General features: G+C 39.3%; 17 protein-coding genes. 1 reads left to right on the forward strand and 16 read right to left on the reverse strand.

Features of this window, described 5'->3' with window-relative positions:
• Nucleotides 1-7: 7 nt before the first annotated feature.
• From AB3K27_RS14365 to AB3K27_RS14390, 6 genes are all read right to left on the reverse strand, one after another.
• Nucleotides 8-3,172 (reverse strand): type I restriction endonuclease subunit R, encoded by a 3,165-nt coding sequence (locus AB3K27_RS14365; protein WP_368488088.1) that lies wholly within the window; start codon nt 3,170-3,172, stop codon nt 8-10.
• Nucleotides 3,173-3,186: 14 nt separating this feature from the next.
• The gene (locus tag AB3K27_RS14370; protein WP_368488089.1) at nt 3,187-4,092 is read right to left on the reverse strand and encodes an AbiJ-NTD4 domain-containing protein; all 906 of its coding nucleotides are present in this window, start codon (nt 4,090-4,092) and stop codon (nt 3,187-3,189) included.
• Nucleotides 4,093-4,106: 14 nt separating this feature from the next.
• Nucleotides 4,107-5,231, reverse strand: a complete 1,125-nt coding sequence (locus AB3K27_RS14375; protein ID WP_368488090.1) for a restriction endonuclease subunit S — start codon at nt 5,229-5,231, stop codon at nt 4,107-4,109.
• Nucleotides 5,218-6,819, reverse strand: a complete 1,602-nt coding sequence (locus AB3K27_RS14380) for an N-6 DNA methylase (protein ID WP_368488091.1) — start codon at nt 6,817-6,819, stop codon at nt 5,218-5,220. Before AB3K27_RS14380 ends, AB3K27_RS14375 begins: the two co-directional genes overlap by 14 nt.
• Nucleotides 6,820-6,904: 85 nt before the next feature.
• Nucleotides 6,905-7,126: a helix-turn-helix domain-containing protein gene (locus tag AB3K27_RS14385; protein WP_368488092.1), complete on the reverse strand. Its 222-nt coding sequence runs from the start codon at nt 7,124-7,126 to the stop codon at nt 6,905-6,907.
• Between the two features lie 2 nt (nt 7,127-7,128).
• Entirely contained in the window at nt 7,129-7,962 is an 834-nt protein-coding gene (locus tag AB3K27_RS14390) for an NBR1-Ig-like domain-containing protein (RefSeq protein WP_368488093.1), read from the reverse strand.
• Nucleotides 7,963-8,410: 448 nt separating this feature from the next.
• On the opposite strand from AB3K27_RS14390, the gene AB3K27_RS14395 reads away from it, so the two are divergent.
• Entirely contained in the window at nt 8,411-8,995 is a 585-nt protein-coding gene (locus tag AB3K27_RS14395) for a sigma-70 family RNA polymerase sigma factor (protein ID WP_368488094.1), read from the forward strand.
• 540 nt (nt 8,996-9,535) lie between these two features.
• Here the strand turns inward: AB3K27_RS14395 and AB3K27_RS14400 are convergent.
• The 10 genes from AB3K27_RS14400 to AB3K27_RS14445 all read right to left on the reverse strand — a co-directional run bounded on the left by AB3K27_RS14400 (nt 9,536) and on the right by AB3K27_RS14445 (nt 20,087).
• A complete protein-coding gene (locus AB3K27_RS14400) occupies nt 9,536-9,943 on the reverse strand; it encodes an arsenate reductase ArsC (RefSeq protein WP_368488095.1) in 408 nt (135 codons plus the stop codon).
• A gap of 13 nt (nt 9,944-9,956) precedes the next feature.
• Nucleotides 9,957-11,699 (reverse strand): arsenical pump-driving ATPase, encoded by a 1,743-nt coding sequence (gene arsA, locus AB3K27_RS14405; RefSeq protein WP_368488096.1) that lies wholly within the window; start codon nt 11,697-11,699, stop codon nt 9,957-9,959.
• A complete protein-coding gene (gene arsD, locus AB3K27_RS14410; RefSeq protein ID WP_368488097.1) occupies nt 11,699-12,541 on the reverse strand; it encodes an arsenite efflux transporter metallochaperone ArsD in 843 nt (280 codons plus the stop codon). Before arsD ends, arsA begins: the two co-directional genes overlap by 1 nt.
• 14 nt (nt 12,542-12,555) lie before the next feature.
• Nucleotides 12,556-13,635: an ACR3 family arsenite efflux transporter gene (gene arsB / locus AB3K27_RS14415; protein ID WP_368488098.1), complete on the reverse strand. Its 1,080-nt coding sequence runs from the start codon at nt 13,633-13,635 to the stop codon at nt 12,556-12,558.
• A 104-nt stretch (nt 13,636-13,739) separates the two neighbouring features.
• A complete protein-coding gene (locus AB3K27_RS14420) occupies nt 13,740-14,075 on the reverse strand; it encodes an ArsR/SmtB family transcription factor (protein WP_368488099.1) in 336 nt (111 codons plus the stop codon).
• A gap of 189 nt (nt 14,076-14,264) precedes the next feature.
• Nucleotides 14,265-15,830, reverse strand: coding sequence for a recombinase family protein (locus AB3K27_RS14425; RefSeq protein WP_368491245.1), 1,566 nt, complete (start codon nt 15,828-15,830; stop codon nt 14,265-14,267).
• A gap of 8 nt (nt 15,831-15,838) precedes the next feature.
• Nucleotides 15,839-16,255 carry a recombinase gene (locus tag AB3K27_RS14430; protein ID WP_368488100.1) on the reverse strand — a complete coding sequence of 139 codons (417 nt, stop codon included), beginning with the start codon at nt 16,253-16,255 and terminating at the stop codon, nt 15,839-15,841.
• Entirely contained in the window at nt 16,255-17,814 is a 1,560-nt protein-coding gene (locus AB3K27_RS14435; RefSeq protein ID WP_368491246.1) for a recombinase family protein, read from the reverse strand. The genes AB3K27_RS14430 and AB3K27_RS14435 overlap by 1 nt, the downstream gene beginning before the upstream one ends.
• 61 nt (nt 17,815-17,875) lie before the next feature.
• Nucleotides 17,876-18,091 (reverse strand): SHOCT domain-containing protein, encoded by a 216-nt coding sequence (locus AB3K27_RS14440; protein ID WP_368488101.1) that lies wholly within the window; start codon nt 18,089-18,091, stop codon nt 17,876-17,878.
• A 55-nt stretch (nt 18,092-18,146) separates the two neighbouring features.
• Nucleotides 18,147-20,087 carry a DNA polymerase gene (locus AB3K27_RS14445; RefSeq protein WP_368488102.1) on the reverse strand — a complete coding sequence of 647 codons (1,941 nt, stop codon included), beginning with the start codon at nt 20,085-20,087 and terminating at the stop codon, nt 18,147-18,149.
• Nucleotides 20,088-20,136 lie beyond the last annotated feature (49 nt).

Here is a 20,136-nt window from a genome sequence, read left to right on the forward strand (position 1 = left end):
AGATATTTTAATCACTATATTTCTTAAAATTCTCAGCTTGCTCCATAACCTTTTCAAATACTTCTTCATCCCATTCAGGAGGATAACCATTTTTATAAAGAAGCACTGTAAGGTCCATGTTGAGTTGATTCTTTATATCATCACGCGATGACCAATCAGCAAACTGTGCTTTATCGTCAACGAGCTCTTTTATCTTTTTAGCAAGAACAAGACATTTTTCATCCTCATATGGAAACCCATGATCGTCACGAACTTTTACAAGAATATCGTAAAAAGCTTTTTCTTCATAGCTGATTCCAAGTTTCTCAAATGAAGACTTATCATCTTGCAAGTCTTTCATTATCTTGAGCAACTGTTCAGACAAATCATTAACGAAGTCCGAAACAACCTCACTTGTAAATACCAGCTTATCACGGCTGTTATAAGCATCAACAACTTCTTTCAATCGCTCATCAAACTCGATAGCCTTGACTTTATTGGTGCGCCCATAAGCTGTAATAGCTTTGCGCAAAAGCTTCAACAGTGCATTAAACTTTGTAATTGGAAGATTTACATTATCAAGCTCAGCAAGGAAATCGTCGCTGAATAGATCAACAGCTTTATGTTCATCGACAATATTTTCGATACCAGTGCAAGTAATAGCTTCGCGTACCATTTCTTCAACTACGCTATTCATAACTTCTGAATCCGGTGCATCTCCCTTAGTCTGCTTATAAATAATTGAGCGTATTGCTAAGTAGAACTGTGCCTTTGCTGTTTCTTCGTCAGTTAGTTCACCGGAAGGGAAGCAAATATGGTACGCTCCCTTTAATCTGCGAGATAAGCCCATGAAACGAGTTTGCATATCCTTACTGGCTTGAACATATTCTGCGGCAGCATTTAAGCAATTAAGTCTTTGTATCGGTGTCCCATGATGGAACATCGTAGAATCAAAACTTGAAAGAAGCTCATCTATTAACGCCAAATGGTTACGGAATATAGACAATGAAATATTAAGTTCATCAATCGGGTTTTCTTGAGGGCCACCATATTTCTTGACAGCTTCCATCATGTCATTTTTAATTCCAATGTAGTCCACAACTAAACCTTTATCCTTACCATCAAATACACGATTTACGCGGGAGATCGTCTGAATAAGGCTATGCTTTTGAAGTGGTTTGTCGATATACATGACAGCCAGGGACGGAACATCAAATCCTGTAATCCACATATCAACAACAATCGCAATTTTAAAGTTTGAGTCGTTATTCTTAAACTGTTTGTCCAACATCTTACGATGTTCTTTTGTGCCACATATGTCAAACAGTTCTTTTTCGTCATTCTGGCCTTGCGTGGCAACCATATTAATTTTAGGTAAGGCTACAAGTTTATCTAACTGATCTTTTGTTAGATCTGATTCGTTTTCAGCTTTACGTGCCACGAACCAGTCAGGGCGGATAGCTTCTACCGCCTTTAATACTTTAAAAGCTAACGGCCGATCTGCGCATACTATCATTGCCTTTTGCACAATTTCTGGCTTTTCTGCACAGAGCGATTCATAATGAGTCACCATATCAGAAGCCAACTTTTTAATCCTATCAGGATGACCGAGTATAGCTGTCATAGAACTCATAGCACGTTTGCTTTCTTCAACCTGCTCCGGATTAGAGCCTTCAGCTATGCACTGGTCATAATACTTCTGAATTTCTTTTGCCTGTTCGTCAGATACAATTACCCGCGCAAGACGTGGTTCATAAGCAATACGAACCGTTATTCCATCATCACTAGACTCTTTCATTGTATAACTGTCCACAACATTACCAAAGACAGCTATTGTTTCGTCTATCGGAGTTCCTGTGAAACCACAATATGTAGCATTAGGGAAACTGTCACGTAGGTACTTTGCAAATCCAAAAGTGGTGAATACACCTTTATCAGTTTTCTTTAACTTCGCACCAACACCAGTTTGCGTTCTATGAGCCTCATCAGAAATACAAATAATATTGCTACGGTCAGAAAGCAAGCTAGTTTTTTCACAAAACTTTTGGATGGTGGTAATGTAAATACCGCCGCTTGGTTTATCTCGCAACGTCTTCTCCATATCTTCACGGCTTTCGATGCTTCGAACATCACTTTCATGTAGATACTTTTTCGCCGTTACAAATAATTCTGAAGTTTGTGTATCCAAATCCTCACGGTCTTCGAGAATGACAATGGTAGGATTATTGAAGGCCTCATTATCTCTCAATGCAATCAAACGTGATAAAAATAACATAGTATAAGTCTTGCCGCACCCGGTAGCACCAAAATATGTACCACCTTTTCCATCACCAGTGGGGCGCATATGTGCTTTGATGTTAACAAGCATTTTCTGCGCAGCAAAGAACTGCGGATAACGGCAAACTATAGCTTCATCCTTCTTACTATCATCTGGATAGAAAATATAGTCTCTAAGAACTTTAGTAACCCGATCTTTTGCAAATGCACCTTCAATCATGGTGAGCAGAGAGCTAATACCATTTGAAACTTTATCTTGATCGTTTGCTTTATTCCACGAGTAATAAAACTTGTATGGTGTGAAAATACTTCCGAGTTTTGTATTGGCTCCATCACTAATAACAGAAAGAAAACAATACTTCATTAATTTCGGGATATCCCTTTTATAGCGGATTGTAACCTGTTCCCATGCATCATGGATGGTAGTATCTTCTTCGATCGCTGTTTTGAACTCACAAATAGCAATAGGAATACCGTTTATAAACACAAGTAGGTCAGGGCGCCGCAAACGCTCTCCCTGAACAGAATACTGATTAACTACCTTAAAAATATTATTGCTTGGTTCATCAAAGTCAATGTAGTCCACATGTAACGCGACCTGGCTAATATCATCACGTACCAAGTCAAAACCCTCGTTTACAAGTAAAAATGTCTCGCGGTTTCCGTTATAAAGTGGTGTAGAAGGAATGAGATTAAGACGATTAATAATTTTCTGAATCTCGGCTTCACTCAAACTTTCAGATGCGTAACGATCAGCTATAAATGCACGTAGGTCATCAAGAAGAAGGATATCCTCATACTTTCTATGAAGACCCTCCCCTTGGACATAAGTATAGCCTTGTTGTTCGAAAAGCGTAATTATGGCCTGTTCAAGCTCATCTTCAGTAAATTTTCCTTTTTCAAAGATATAATCCAACTTAATCCCTCCTTTTATTGTAAATATTGAATTGCTAAAGCAATTAACGACAAGCAGCGGTTAAAAAAGTAATCGTAGTGACGAATATCTGTAATATCAATTTTGTTTGTCTCATGATGACGAATTCTAAAACTATTACCAATGTCCGTTAACGCCCTAAATTCAGCATCAAAAATTGTAATAAATTCAGCTTGTCCGTTACTCATATCATTTACCACCTTAGTTGCAGAGCCCCTTTTGTCAAGATTAGTATAATAAGTTTTCAGTCGTTCCAGGGCGTCCCATATTTTTTCGACTGAATCCTGGCGGGCTGCTGGATTTGGTGTTTTATATAATGCAATTGCATCTTTCATCAATTCTCTTGTACCAATTTCAGAAATTTGCTGAGACTTTATTTCTATTTCTGCTGAAAGAGGGCTATTCTCTACCACACGTTCAATGATTTTTTCTGTGGTTAATGTAAACAGCACCCCAGACTCTTCAAATATTTCATTTATTTCATTTCGATAGTCATCGAAAACATCTGATGTATCCAAACAATTAATATACCAATAATTTTTGTAACGATCATTATTCCATCCTTCAGAAATATCCTTTATATTTACAGCAACATACTCTATAAGGTCAATTAATGAATATTGATCATAATCATCATTATCTTGTGGGGCAGCTATATGACCATACTCGTCTTTAAATATATTAGGAATTTTTATTGCCATTCTATTTTCAAATTGACTACGGTTAAATTCAATATAATCCTGGCCCACAAAAGAACAATGCTGCTGAAGCTTAAAGATATGTGTTAGATTTTTATAGTATTTTTGGCATATATTTAATAGCAAGGTGTAAACTTCTTTTGAAATTTTACTCGTACGTACGATTGGCTTTCTTAATCCATGACGTTCTGTATATAAACTCATTTTTTAACCCTCCTTTACGTATTTGCTTCTTCCAGCGAGCCTTTAATCAATATAGGGCATAAGTCTTTTATTTGTTCTTTCAACTTTTCATTTATATCACGTCGTATAAGATAGGCGTTATAAATTCCAACGATATCTTCCTGTTCTTTAATATCCGGAACAGGTACATCAATTTCGTAGAACCTATCCAAGTCCAAATTTGCTCTAATACTGCCATCACTGGCAAACCAACCATATCTATCGCTTTCGCTGCGTGAAAACCACATCATTATATACTCAGCAAGTACATCATTATTTTTAACTTGCAAAACAGAATATGCGGGTGAAACAATAATCGGTTCGTCCTCTTGCAACAGAGCAATTCGAATACATTCATCTCTACCTGTCTGCATTGAGCTGTACGCAAATTGCCCCTTTTGAACGACTTTATAATTCTGGAGACTTCCTTCTGCTACACTTGCAACTGACGGCATAAAATTCTTTGTAATGTTGATGCCTTGAACAGCTGTGATAGCACCATCAGTATTTCTAACGTCAACGTTCTCAAGCAGTTTCCCTGTTGGAATTTTTTGAGCAATATGTTTAATTTTATCTATTTCGATTTCACAAGTTATTCTCAAATCCTCAAGACCTGTTTCATAGGCTCTCTGGTTTGCAAGCATAGCATTATAAATATCAACATACTTTTGCTGAATTGGTAGCGTTGGGAGTTCAATATCAATATCACACATATCATCCCATGAAAAAGCTTCACGGGCTGACCCCCAAGAGTTAAAACGAGAATATCTGTCAAACTCAGGACGGTTAAAATACATAAATAAATAGTCTGATGACAATATGTCAGTTCTACTAACATTGAACACAACATATGAGGAAGAAACAATATAAGTATCCGTTGTATCATTATGGGCAATGCTTATCTTTTCTCCATTCCTTGATGTTATCGTTACGTAAGCAAAACTATCTGGTTTTACTAAAGAATAAGGTTTTAAAGACACTCCGGTCATATCTGCCTTTGTATCAATAAACATTTTTTTAATAGATATACCACGAACATCATCAACACCGTATTCAAGTTCGCTATTTGTTTCCGTTGACAATTGTATTAATTCTCCAAGTTTGAATTTAGTCAATCCCATAACCAATCCCCCTGAACGCTTCTTCGAGTATGGCTTGTGATTTCTTTTCAGCCTTCATTACTTGGCGCATTTCAGCCTGAATACGGGCCATCTCTTTTTCGTAATCAATTTCTAAGTCATGGTCAATGAACTCTATATATTTACTTGGGGCAAGAGAATAGTTCTTAGCGCGAATACCTTCTTTCTCATCAAGTTTTACGGATTTACAAAGTTCAGGAACATCTGAGTAAAGGCTTGTATCAGTGCTTTGCCAATTATTATATATTTTCTTTATTTCTATAATTTGATCATCAGTAAACACTGTTTTCTTCTTTTTCTTACCCTTGTCAATTACAATTTCTTCTATATTACCATCCCAGCGTCGCAAATCCATAAATAGTACTTCATTTGTACGGTCACGAAGCTGTCTGTCGCCTGATGTACAAGCTTTTTTATTCATATTAACAATCCATAAAGTGACAGAAATATCTGTGGTATAGAACATGTCACGAGGTAGAACGATAATAGCTTCAATCTTATCTCGTTCAAGCAATTCTTTTCTGATTTCATATTCAACACCATCTGCGTTTAATGCACCATTTGCAAGCAGAAAACCTGCAACACCTTTATTTACATCTAATTTTGAAATCATATGCAGAATCCATGCGTAGTTTGCATTTGCTACAGGTGGTGTTGAAAAACCTTTAAAACGAGGATCGTCAGTAAGTTGATCTTCACCACGCCAACCTTTTAAATTAAAAGGTGGATTAGCCATAATATAATCAACTTTTTTGTCTTTGTGTAAATCCTCAGTAAATGTTGAAGCATTTTTTTCACCAAGATTATGCGCAATACCACGTATAGCAAGATTCATTTTACAAAGACGCCATGTGTCGGGATTGCTCTCTTGGCCCAGAATTGAAACGTTCTGGCGATTACCATTATGACGATCTACAAACTTTAGAGATTGAACGAACATACCGCCCGAACCACAACATGGGTCATACACAGTGCCAGAATAAGGTTCAATCATTTCTGCAATCAGTTTAACTACTGAAGCAGGGGTATAAAATTCACCATCTTCCTTTGTTCCGGCAGCAGCATATACCTGAAGAAAATATTCATATACTCGGCCAATCAAATCATCTTCATGAAAGCGCTTCTCATCTATTTTATTTACTTCATCTATTAGATTTTTGATAGCCTCTTTACTTGCCCCAAGTGTTGCAAAAAGATTAAGTGGTAAAGCTCCTTTTAATGGAGTATTACTTTCTTCAATATCCGCCATTGCTTGATCTAGAATAACTGCAATATCATTAGCGCTTGCGTTTTTAACAATATAAGACCACCGTGCAGTTTCCTTCAAATAATATACATTTACAGCATTATAGAACGATACTTTTTCAAGGAAAGCTGGTATATCCCCGTATTGCTCCAATAATTCTGATCTTCGTCTTTCAAACTTGTCCCCTGCAAACTTTAAAAACACTAACCCTATTACAGCATCTCTATTCTTTTCAGTACTTCCAACCCCACGAAGGGCAACACGACAGTTCCACAAAACGGTCTCCAGTGAAACCGCAACTTCTTTTTTAGCAGCTTTTGCCATAACATTATCCTCTTTCCGGCTCGTGGCGTTCAAATACACCTTGCCATTATTATTTTATAATTTTGTCTGTCCAATAATCTGGACTCTAGTCTTTGTCAGGAGCTTCATCAGCTGCGCCGCCGGAACGAATCCATTCGTCTACTTCTGATAGCTTAAACTTCCACAGTCTGCCTACCTTGTAAGCTGGCATATTCCTTTTTGCAATCCACTGCAAAACGGTATCTCTGCCGATGCCAAGGTGTTCCATGACTTCTTTCAAGGTGGACCATTTCTCAATGTTATAATCGCTCACGTTGTTAACCTCCATGATTAGGCTTCAAAAATAGTATCAATTGCAACATTGAAAATCCATCTGTAATTAGGAAAGCAGTTATTTCCATCACAGTCTTGCATCTCCCAAATACAATCGAACTTTCCTTCAAAGCCACGGGCGTAAAAGCTCGTGGTTATTTTTATTATTTCACCCGGAGCAGTTTCCGGTATCTCTATTTCCGTTTCACTAGCACTAGGACGAACATCTGCAGCATTTACAAAGACAAGTTTTCTACTGTACCAACTTTGATGTCCAGAATTGTGAATCACCCATGTATGCTCAAAAGTTTCGTAACATTTGGCTTTGTGATTTCTACCTTTATCTTCAACCCAAACATCATCGCCATTATTCAAAGGCCCATAAAACATATTCGGCTCATCCTCAACTCCGAGCACTTGTCGTTGATATTCAGAGATTATGACATTATCAACATCATCGTCGCCACGAACAATAAACATTTGAAATTGAACTGCTAATGCTCTTGCAAGATAGTGTTTGTTCAATTCATATGATGCGGGTACACCGAATGAACTCATGCAGTCTCTAACTTTATCCGAATCAAGGTTCTTTTCAAGAAAATTTTTAAGTTCATCAACCTTTACCGGTTTTGGGAAACTCGCCTTCATTTCAGGGGTCAACACTCTGTCTTTTGCGTAATGACGCTCATTCTCTAAATATGATGTTGTTCTATGTGTTTTCGACTTTGGCAGTGTAAAGTAGCTACTTCCTCCGGCAATGAAAAAGTTGATGATAAAGACACCCTGGTTTTCTTGTTTTACAAGATATCTATACAGGTCTCTGAAAAATTCAAAACTCTTGATCGTGCTCACCTCACTTGTACCTAGCCTGTACCTACAGTACCTAATAAACACCATTTTGACCTATACGCCTGTACCTAATCGCCTTGGTATTCTTTATCTAGATGGACGAGGAAGACATGCTTACGGTGCTTATACAGATATTTCCACAAACATGGTATCACAATAGACTGCAAAAATCAATCATTTAAGGCAAAAACACATGTAAACCATCGTAGACCGACTTTAAGCATTGAGTAGCCTCTTCCATCAAACCCACCCAATAGGGCATCCCCTGATCAAGGATGATTCCAGACCTATCGGGTGAGCAACTAAATAACTGCCACCAGCCACTGGAATAGCTGGTCGCCAATTCTGAAGCGGGAGTAATCCCATTCGGACGGTCGACCATTGCCTTTTTTGGCTGGTGCACGTCATGTGAGCTCTCGCTTCGGTTTCAAGCCGAAGGAGGGCTTACATTATGACAAAGAAAGACAACAAAACATACCTCATCCCTATGGAGGTAACAAGAGAGACAATCAAAGCTTACGGTATCAAGAAAGAAGATGTGGTACCCGCAAAAATCGGGAACAAAATAGTATCAGCTATCATGATTCCTACAGATGACGAAGAACTTTATCTTACGTACATGCGTCCCATTTGGGCAGAAATGAAACGTGAAGAACGCAGCCGCCGTTGCATAGTTAGCGATGGCAAGGGAAAACTCAAGCGCTGCGAAATGGACTGTAAGGCCTGCAAGAAGATGAAGGATGGAGCTCCGCTTTCGCTTGAATCTTTCTTCGAGGAAACAGAGCTTGAATTCGAGGACCCAGCTGCTATACAGTGTGAAACAATCCTAACAGCTATGCTCTTTGAAGACCTTCTTGACAGTCTTCGCAACAAGGCTCCTGAGTTGGCACCAATATTTGAAATGCTTTATGACGGAAAATCACAACGTACAATCGCAAACCTTATTAATAAGCCTCAGTCATCGGTTAACGATATGATCAAGCGTATGAGAACAATTCTACAACAACATATTAGCCAAGATGATTTAGGAAGATAACAAAGTAGAAGGCAGTAGTTTTGTAATAGGACTACTGCCTTTTACTTCATTAATTTAACAACAGTTCCCTAGTTTCAACCCTATCCAAAAACAGTAGTTCCCTTGTCTCGCGGGATAAAAAGCAGTTCTATAGCCTCAACCCAACAATGCTCTCAAACCCGGGCTGCTTTTGAACGATAAAAAAACAAGGTTTCCAGCAATCGATTATTTCAACCGAAATTCTGAAAACCTTTGATTTCAAGCCCTTTAGAGCCTATTTATTTATCTTTGCGTGACATCAACACGACTGTCTCAACGTGGCTCGACCGTATGTTTTTAATTACAACAATAGCACATTTTCAACCTATTGGTTCGGTAGATACAGTCCACACTTTTTGCCTGTTCGGTAGATGCAGTCGACCAATAATGCCCGTCTGGTAGAACGGTCAGTGTAGGGTCTTTATTTTTCAAGGTTTCTGTCTTCATACTTGTCAGTTTGTGGAGCACATTTTGATAATAATACTATAAAGCCAACTACTATATTTGTAATTGGCGTTATAATTATTGCGACTTTAGTCTGCCTTTTAGCTCGTTTATTTTTGTTTCTATTGCAGAGATTATTTTTTTAAATTCCTCATCGCTCTTTCCTGTTGGATCATCAAGTCCCCAATCTTCTCTGTGTTTACATGGAAGGTAAGGGCATTCCACATTGCACCCCATTGTAATAACGATATCTACTTGAGGAATTTCATCAAGCAACTTTGAATGTTGAGTTTTCTCCATATCTATGTCATAAAGCTCTTTCATCAGTCGCACAGCATCCTGATTAATTTGAGGTTTTGTTTCTGTGCCAGCAGAGTAGCTTTCAAATATATCTCCCGCAAAATGTTTACCAAGTGCCTCAGCTATTTGGCTTCGACATGAATTATGAACACATATAAATGCGACCTTTGGTTTATTTTCTCTCATTATCGTATCTCCATTATTTTATCAATTCTAATAATTTACTTCCTGTTATATCCTCTGCACTCCAACTGATAACAGCAAAGTTACCCTTCGTATGAGTATCGACCTTGTTTATCCACTCAATTTCATGACTGGCCTTTGCTTTTAGCAAGCGGTTAGTGGTTTCGGTAGCGTACATTGATGAATTGATTACCCACCACTTTGTGGAAATCTCTGCACGTTTTAAATCCTCTTCTAAACGCATAGCTTCATATACAGGAGTGGTTTCTGCAAGCGTCACGATAATAACTTCAGTTTCTTTTTCGTTGCGCAAGCGAGGCAGCAACTTTTTAACATTTTCAGGAATATCTCCCTGCGTCCGTTTCACCTCACGATGATAGCTCTGCGTAGAATCAAGCAATAAAAGCGTGTGCCCTGTGGGTGCGGTATCTATGACAACAACCTCATTATCGGCCTTGTCTACCACCTCAGCGAAGGCGCGGAATACGGCAATTTCCTGTGTACAGGGTGAACGTAGATCCTCCTCAACATAGGCAACATCATCTTCTGACATGGTCTCACGCGCTTTGGAAAGCACCTCATCCTGATAGCGCTTCAATTCCGCTTCTTCGTCGATATGGCTCATGGTGATGTTTTCGGTTTCTTTGGCAACATACTTCAAATGTGCTGCTGGATCGGTAGTTGTAAGGTGTACTTTTTTGCCTTTAGAAGCCAGGGCAAATGCAATCGCTGCGGCAATAGAGGTTTTACCGACTCCGCCTTTTCCCATTGTAAAAATGACCTTTTTGTCATTCTGATACAAATCATCAATCACATTTTTCAAAGAAGGTACTGTAGTTGCATTTATAGTTTCTTCGCTGATTTCAAAACTATCCTTAGACAGAAGTGCCCGAACATTATCCATTCCTGTGATGTTATATGCCCGTAGCGGAACAGAGTACAAGTTAAGCTTTTTGATATTATTAGGTATCTCGGCTAAAGCTGCCTGCTGTTTATTATAAAGGCTTTCAGATACGCTATCATCAAAGGAAGGCATAACACCGTTTATGACAAGTATTTGATTGTTAACACCCAAATCCGCAAGCTCTCCGGAAGCTCGCTCTGCTTCTTGGAGCGGTGTTTTATCGGGTCGAGATACCAACACAAGGGTGGTAGCGGTACCGTCTGCAAGCGTATTAACTGCCTGTTTGTAGACATCTTTTCGTTCTTCAAGCCCTGAAAGCTGACCTAAGCAGGATGCACCATGTGTACTTTCGCTGATAAAATTCGACCATGCGGATGGCAGCTGCAACATCCTAAGCGTATGTCCTGTGGGTGCTGTATCAAATATGATATGGTCATACTCTCTCTCGGCTGTTTTGTCAGTTATAAAATTAGAAAACTCGTTAAACGCTGCAATCTCTACTGTGCAGGAACCGGAAAGTTGTTCTTCCATATTGTCAAGCACTGCGTCGGGCAGCTTACCTCGATAAGGAGCAATGACGCTTTCTCTATATTCCGCTGCGGCTTGAATTGGATCAAGGTTCGCAACAACAAGACCGGGGACTTCTTCAATCGGAACTCCCTTACTTGTTAGATCGGTAGAAAATACATCCTGAAGATTGGAAGCCGGATCGGTACTAATGAGTAGTACCTTTTTACCGTTATCAGCAAGGGTAACCGCAGTAGCACAGGCAATTGATGTTTTTCCAACGCCGCCTTTGCCGGTAAAAAACATATATTTGGTTAGGGGAATATTCTTTACATCAAAGTCTTTCATTAACAACAACCTCCACCGTTACAGCAGGCACCGCCGCTTGATTTTTTTTCTTCACCAAGATAAGACTTCGGAACACCAAGCAATTCTGCAATCTCGGCATTGGTCGGGTATTTCTTTGTCATAACGATTTTCCCGTCCACTACCGTTGCAGGTAGCGACTCCACACCGTCACCCATAATGAGCTTATTAATTTCTTGGTTTTTTATAAATTCCTGTGGAGCATTGTTCAAGTTATAGCGGTTGACCACTACACCGTATTTCTTTAAGTTACTGAATGCAGTGGAAATACGAAGCAGTTCAGGGTCAACGCCGACTCCGCAAACTCCGGTTTCACAGCACATAGCTGGCTCATAAATAGATATTTTTTTCATAGTAAATTCTCCATTCTTATTATTATTTTTACTTGCATAGAACTCTTTAAGATTTTCTGGCATTATATATTCTGTATTGGTAATTTCAATATTGTCGGAAAACAAGGTTTTCAAAATAGCATTTGCGAGCATTTCTTTCGGAGGAATTTCGTAGACTTCATCTTCATATCGAAAAACGCGACATTCCACGTCGCATCCAGCTATATCACTGCAACACCCGCAATCATTTTCTTCTACTGTAAGGCAGATATCCTTACTGTTTACACGAATAGTCGGGGATGATAGAAACTGATATTCAGCCGCAATCTCCGCTGTAGACATTTCTATTTTACGTCGAACGACTTTATATCCAGCCAGTTGCAATGCCGGTTCTAAAACATCTAAGACTCCGTCTAAAACTTCATCTGTTCCGACACAACGGTCGCAGGTATTTAAATCGAGATAAAGGTAATCAATAGTTATTTCTTTCATAGAAAACAACTCCTTTATGATTGATGGGGTAATTTGCTATCGATCGTTGCTTTAGGGAACCAATGCTTCGTCTTATTGACAAACTTGACAAGCAGAAGCATTACGGGAACCTCGGTTAATACCCCGACAGTGCAAACAAGAACCACTGGTGAACTCACACCAAAGAGTGCTATTGCAACTGCCACTGATAATTCAAAGAAATCAGAAGCAGCAATCAGAGAAGCAGGTGCTGCAATATCACGAGGTAATTTTGCGGCTTTGCTTACGGCATATGTCAAGGCAAATGAAATGGTATTCTGAAGAACAAGAGGTACCGCAATTAACAGTACATAGAGAGGATTATTTACAATAATATCTCCTTGGAATATAAAGATAATGATAAGGGTCAATAACAAACCGATCGTTGTCACACCATCGAACTTAGTCACAAACTTTTTATTGAAATAATCTTCACCCTTATGCTTTGTAATTAAAACTCGAGACAGAACACCTGCGACCAAAGGTATTACCACAAACAAGACGATTGACATAATAAGGATACCAATTGGTAGCACCACATTATTAATGCCAAGCAACAACTGAACGATTGGTACAAACAATACTAAAATAAGCAAATCATTGACAGAAACCTGAACGAGCGTTTGTGCGGGATTGCCTTTTGTCAAAGTACTCCAAACAAACACCATAGCGGTACAAGGCGCTGCTCCTAACAACACGGCTCCCGTTACAAAATCTGTTGCTAAATTTGCCGGAATGATGGAACTAAATATATACTGAAAAAATACCGTAGCCAATCCAAACATCAGAAAGGGCTTAATACCCCAACTTGCAAGGGTAGATATGATGACACCTTGCGGATTCTTTCCTACATTTTTTACAGACTTAAAATCAACTTTTAACATCATTGGATAAATCATAATCCACATAAGTATTGCAAGAGGAATGTTCTGACCACCTATTTGCATACTTTCTAAAATCGAACGAACCCCCGGTAAAAACTTGCCAATTAAAATTCCCACAGCCATACATAGTAAGACCCAAATTGTAAGATACTTCTCAAAGAAACTAATGCCTTGTGTTTTTTCATTGCTCATAATAATATCTCCTCAAATGCCAATATAGGCCATTAAACTTTTTTTACTTTTCGTTACTTTGTTGCTTCGGTGTGAACTTAATATTCTTAAAGCCAAATACCTCCTTAACAACATTGATTATCAGATTTTTTATTATTACACTTTTTGCAAATACAATCTTCTTCCTCGGAAGTTATGCCAGTAAAAAAAGATATGACATCATTTGTTTTTTCCTTGTTTAGCGTATACCTCATCCATGCCCCGTCGCGTACTCCATTTACAAGTCCGCTTTCTGTTAAAATTTTCATATGATAACTAAGAGTGGATTGAGAAATACTGAATTCTTCCAATATATCACATGCGCACATTTCTCCACATGATAGCATATCAATAATCTTTAACCGCGTTTCATCTGACATCGCCTTAATTGCAGGTACATATTCAGCATATGATCGCTCCATAAAATTACCTCCCTATATATTTATATGTATCAATGACATCGAAGGTTCTCAATATCCTAAAATAATAATATCAAGCATATCGATAGTTGTCAATATGTATTAATTAAAATTCATAAAAAAGTTACAGACAAAAAGCACACCCTCAAAGCATTTATTGTTCAAAGGGTGTGCCGCATTTTTTAGTTTCAATCAGATTTCTACTTCAATTCCCGACTTAAACCTCACTACCACGTTGCTTTCAAATACAGTTAACTTCTCAACTAAGAGTCTTACCAACTCTTCATCGTAATCAAGGCTCTGGTCAGCGTGGTTTTCTATAAAATCCATCATCTCTATTATTCGGTCTTTTTCGCCTTGGCTTTCCGCCTCCGCCGTAAGGATGGCTTGCTTTCTTTCGCTAAGAGCCTGTATTTCATCAGCAAGTTTTTCATAGTCCTTGCCGGAATTAGCATAGCTGATGAGTTCCATCTGTTTCTCTTCCATTTGCTTGTCAATGTTGGCAATGGCCTGTTCATTGCTCTCGCAGACCACAGATTCTATATTCTCCCGCAAAATCGCAATCATCGATTCGCCACCGCCAAGAACCTGGTTAAATGCCTCTGCTACTGCGGCATGGAGGTCTTCCTCCGAAATTGTCCTTGATGTGCAACCTTTAGGTCCCTCTTCCAATCGTGTAACGCATCTCCATACAGTAGACTTCTTGCCACGGTTGTTCCAATAAGTCCGCCTATATATGTCTCCGCAATCACTGCAAAAGGTGATGGAGGATAAGGCATACTTACTACTATATATCCTTCTCTTTCCGTCTTTGCCTTTAAACAAAAGACTTCTGCGTTTCATTTCTTCTTGTACCTGCAGGTATAGTTCCCTTGGAATGATAGCCTCGTGATTATTCTCGACATAATACTGGGGAACGATGCCTTCATTCTTAACACGCTTTTTTGTTAAGAAATCCACCGTATAGGTTTTCTGTAACAGTGCATCTCCCATGTACTTTTCGTTCTGCAGTATCTTTTGTACTGTTTCCGGTCTCCATTTCGGATTGCCCGCCGCTGTGTAAATGCCGTCTTTCATCAGACCCTTACAAATACCAGCAAGGCTCTCGCCCTCAAGGTACTCTCTGAAAATTCGCTTTACAACCTTAGCACCTTTCGGCTCAATAATAAGATTTCCATCCTCGTCCTTTGTATATCCAAGAAAGCGATTATGGTTGACCTGCACCTTGCCTTGTTGGTATCTGTACTGAAGACCCAGCTTAACATTCTGTGAAAGAGACTGGCTTTCCTGCTGTGCTAAGGATGCCATAATGGTAAGGAGTACCTCGCCCTTAGCATCCATTGTATTAATATTTTCCTTTTCAAAATAAACGGGGATGTTCTTTGCTTTTAAGTCACGGATATACTTAAGGCAATCCAAGGTATTACGGGCAAATCGGCTGATGGACTTGGTAATGATCATATCAATGTTGCCCGCCATGCATTCATCTATCATACGGTTAAACTCATCACGCTTTTTCGTGTTTGTGCCTGAGATACCATCATCAGCAAAGATGCCTGCGAATTCCCATTCGGTATTTTTCCTAATGAAATCTGTGTAATGCTCCATCTGAGCCTCATAACTTGTAGCCTGTTCCTCTGTATCTGTAGAAACACGGCAATAGGCTGCAACTCTAAGTTTTGGTATTTCTTCTTTCGCTACCGTATTGCCGACCCGTTTTCGAGCCGGAATAACGGTTATATTCTTACTTGCATTCATATTAGCCATCAGTCCACCTCGCTTTCTATTAGACCGTACATATACTCGGCTTGTGCAAAAGGATCATCAAAAAACTTTGTCTTTCTGCCCATTTTAAATCTTGTTTGCGGAGTGGGCGATAATGGCTCTTTATATTCCTTTATTCTTCCAAGAGCCAGTGCCCGTCTGCGTATTTCATTGTTTGCCTTATTAAAAACGTCACTATCAACAATGGCAGGGTAATACTCATCCCCAACATAATGCTCATTTTGTAGCATTCTCTTTGCTGAAGCGTGGTACAATTTAAGGCCTGCTTTTTCGGCAGCCACTGTAAGAGCCAACCCCGAGTTATAACCATCAAAGAGTTCTCTTACTTGACCTGCTGCCGTTTCATCTATAACTGCCTTACCGCCTTCAATGCGGTAACCATGTGGTGTATGTGTCATTATTCCACCAGCCTTTCTTTTAAGGAAAGACCGCATTTCAGTTTAAATACAATCTCCTCCCTGGAATTTACAACTGCCTCATCTACAAAATCTTCAAAAACATTATCGTTAAATTTCAATGCCATTCTGTTTCTGCTACAGAATCTTATGAGCCTTTGGACTTCATCTATCTTTGATGCATTACCGTTTACCGCAAAAAATATATGTTTTTTTTCTGTGGCAAGCCTAGCAAACTCACTTAATAGTTCCGTATTCTGCTTTGTAAACAATCCCGGATTCAAAAGTCCTTTTGACATAAGTTCCATAAGCACATTACGCTGATTTTCGTTCTTCTCAATGCTGTCCTCAATTTCAGTAATCTTCTTCAGATAGGCTTTCTCATCAATATTTCTCAACCCTTGCATAAAAGGCTTGAGCAGCATATCGCAAGAAAAAACCAGTTTGTTTAGCATTGTTACAAATGCAACCTTAATATCTTCATCTTTGATAAACTTCATTGAGCATTTAACTGTGTGTTCTATGTGCTTTGTACAACACCAAGCGATATACTCATTTTTCCCGGAATAATGGATACGTCTTTTGAAACGGGAACCGCACTCTCCGCAGGTTATTTTACCGGAGAATGCATACCGCTTTTGGTATTTGCCTTCCTTCTTTGAAACACCCTTTTCCTTGCCACGTTGTTCCATAATTAACTGTGCCTTTTCAAAATCCTCATGGCTGATAATAGCCTCATGATGCTTTTCTAAAAGGTACTGATTTTCTTCGCCGTAATTTATATGGCGGTTGAAGTTGCTATCAGTATAGGTCTTTTGGAAAATTACATCTCCGGTATATTTTTCGTTCTTAAGAACACCTTGTACTGTTGACGGATGCCAAACTGTACCTCGCTTGGATGGAATACCTCGCTTATTTAATTCCTTGGCTATGAGGAATGCCCCTTTGCCGTTAATGCACTCACTAAAAATGGTGCGAACTATTTCCGCCTCCTCAGGCACAACCTCCATCTTGCCATCAGCGTTTATGTAACCGTATGGCGGATAGGAAATTATAAAAGTGCCGTTTATAAAGCGTTTCTGAACAGACCATTTAATGTTTTGCGAAATGGAAACAGACTCGCTTTCAGCAAGGCCGCTTAATATGGAGAGCATTAACTCGCTTTCCATAGAACCTGTATTAATGTTTTCTTTCTCAAATTGAATGAACACGCCAACATCAATGAGCCTTCGTACCATTTCCAAACAGTCGGTTGTATTTCTTGCAAACCGGCTGATTGATTTTGTAAGAATTAAATCAATCTTTCCTTGCTCGGCATCCTTTATCATATCCATTAGACCGGTTCTGTTGTCTTTCTTAGTCGCACTCAAACCTTCATCATAATAAAGACCTGCAAAATCCCATTCTGGATTTAATTTAATGGAGCTTTCGTAGTGTTCTTTCTGTGCTTTTAAACTGACCAGTTGTTCATCACTGTCAGTAGAAACTCTGGCATATGCAGCAACACGTAATTTCCTCTTTGAAGTAGCTGCTGCATTGTCAACTTTGAATATCTTTTTCATCATCTCACCTCGCTTTCGGTATATGACATATTCGCTCTAAAAGCCAGTAATAGCAAGTGTTTTAGGGCATTATCTTTGCTAAAATGGGTGAGAATTTTTTGCGATTTAACTCTGTAATTTTGTCGAATTCATCCAGTGAAATTAACCCCGCAGATAAAAGCTGTTTAAGTAATTTTTGAGCCATATAGTAATCAGCCTCTTTCTGCATTTGGCTGTTAGTCATTTTTATAGTTTCACTTGGTATTGGGTTGTTGTCTGTGACTTGAAAAATATTCATAGAAAAACACCTCCTACCTGGTAGCCACGGCGGGAGGTGAAATCTGATGTTTTTTCTAATCTTTTTTATAGAAGTCGCATTCGTAGCCATCGGCATCAAGGAGCAGTCCCTTTGCCCAGGGAGGAACTCTGCCCATTTGTTCACATACGCTATCTATGGACATTCGAGGGTCAGCCTCAATGATTACTTCATCATGCACATGAGCCACGATGCTACAAGTTCGGAGTGTTTTCATGGCATACATCAAAATATCACGAGAGATTGCTTGAACAATATTTTCTACAAATTTAGGGCCATAACTTTCAATACGCTCCCATTTCTTTGTTCCTCCTACACCTTCGTAAGTCACGGACTCACCACCGAAGATATTTTCACCGATACGAGGTTTTACATAGGCAAGCTGTCTGCCGGAAGGGAGAACAATAAATAGCATTCCGCTCATGCAATGAAACTCAATGTTATTTATTTTCTGTGACTTATTTTCCTTAATGCACTTCTTAACAACACGGTCAACATCCCACCAGAACTTTACGATATTTGGATTGGATGCTCTCCAGGCATTAACAAGGGGTTTCAATTCCTCCTCTTCAAGTCCCATCTCCAACGCACCCATAGCCTTTAATGCCCCGATAGATCCGCCATATCCAAGTGCTAGTTCTGCGATTTTTCCTTTCTGCCTTAGATGAGCGTTGACACCGTGCTTTTCAACGGGAACTTTAAACATCTGTGAAGCTGATGCACAATATATGTCACCGCCTCTTGCGAATACTCCGGTTCGCCATTCTTCACCTGCAAGCCATGAAAGCACACGAGCCTCAATGGCTGAAAAGTCTGCAACAATAAACTTGTTGCCTTCATTTGGCACAAATGCTGTACGAATCAGCTGTGAGAGGGTGTCTGGTATATCTTCGTAGAGCATATCAAGTGTTTTATAATCACCGCTCTTTACTATGCCTCGTGCCTCTTTTAAATCCGGCATATGGTTTTGTGGCAGGTTCTGTAATTGCACAAGCCTTCCTGCAAAGCGACCTGTTCTGTTAGCCCCATAAAATTGGAACATACCTCTGGCACGAGAATCACTACAAACGGCATTTTCCATTGCTGTATATTTCTTTACCGATGATTTAGCCAGTTGCTGACGGAGCTTGAGAACTTCAGCCAAATGCTCCGGTGCATCCTTTAATAATTCTGCCACAGCCTTTTTGCCAAGCGTATCTGTTTCAAGACCGTTTTCGGAAAGCCAGCCTTTCATCTGCTGTACTGAGTTGGGGTTATCGAGTTCTGTCATTTCCTGCATTGCTGACATCAGTTTTTCGTGGGAAATCTCATCCATAGCAATAGCCTGTTTTACAAAACCCATATCAACTTTTATGCCACGATCATTGATTTCCTGGTCGAGATGGTATTCATCCCATATGTCTTCCGGAACAGGAAACTTTATAAGCCTTTGCTGTATCTGAATTTCCGTTTCAACATCACGCTTATTGTAAGCCTTAAACATCTGCCATTTCTTCTCATCATCGCTTGGCAGATTACGAGTTCTGCCACCATTTGATTTGGTGGGAGTACACGGAACACAAAAGTATCTTATAAGGTCTTTACCTTCGATCAGCTTTTGCTTTTCAAGGCCAAGAACAGCACCCACACCTTCCAAGGAAAGGGGAAGTCCCATATATGCCGACCAAACCATTGTACATCTCCATGATGAAGGATTTAAATAATATCCAAAGGGATAGCCAAGATAACGGGAAAGGCAGACACGCTCAAACTGAGCATTGAATGCCCATTTGGCTATATTTTCATTGGTTATGGCATCGAGTATCTTCTTCGGTATCTTTTCTCCACTCACAAGGTCAACCACCATAACCTCTCCGCCATCGACAGAATATCCAAACAGTAATATTTCAAAGTCATCTGCCTCTACATAACGGTAAACTCCGCTCTTTTGCAAATTGACAGATGAGTATGTTTCAATATCGATTTCCAAGTTCTTCATAACATGCCTCCATTCCTAAAAGAAAAAAGGTGGCAGAGGGAAAGCCTCC

It is taken from the genome of Clostridium sp. BJN0013 (assembly GCF_040939125.1).
Lineage (GTDB): Bacteria > Bacillota > Clostridia > Clostridiales > Clostridiaceae > Clostridium_B.